Origin of the sequence: Helicobacter pylori, assembly GCF_001998165.1 — a bacterium.
Classification (GTDB): Bacteria; Campylobacterota; Campylobacteria; order Campylobacterales; family Helicobacteraceae; genus Helicobacter; species Helicobacter pylori_DL.
Genome location: NZ_MTWR01000144.1, coordinates 1 through 462, shown reverse-complemented (window position 1 = coordinate 462; position 462 = coordinate 1). Strand labels below are relative to the sequence as shown.

The window sequence follows — 462 nt, the reverse complement described above, 5'->3', positions numbered from 1 at the left end:
TAAAATTGGCATTCGTATCCGTTTGCACAGCGCTGGAACTGGCGTTTGGGCAAAGAGCGGGGGGATCAATTCTAAATTTGGCCTTAGCAGCACTGAAGTTTTAGAAGCGATGCGCCTTTTAGAAGAAAACGACTTGTTAGAGCATTTCCACATGATACATTTCCACATAGGCTCTCAAATCAGCGATATTTCGCCCTTAAAAAAGGCTTTAAGAGAGAGCGTGTGTGAAGGCTTAGAAAATTTAGGGATCGCTTTATGTAAGCCCACTAATGATAATCCGGGCAGTGGGTTGGTGAATTTAAGCCAGCCTAACACCAAAATTCAGGTTTTACGAATCCCTACTGATGAAGAATTAGAAATCGCTTTGCAAACCAAAAAGGTTTTGGAAAAAACAGAATAAAGAATTGTTTAAGAAATCTATAATGAAATTTTTGGGTAAAAATTTAGCTTTCTTAAATTAAG

The 462-nt window shown here is 38.3% G+C and carries 1 pseudogene; it reads left to right on the top strand.

From position 1 onward, the window contains the following. Positions 1-400 (top strand): annotated as a pseudogene (locus tag BZK24_RS09945) (hypothetical protein); the annotation flags it as partial. Positions 401-462: the final 62 nt, after the last annotated feature.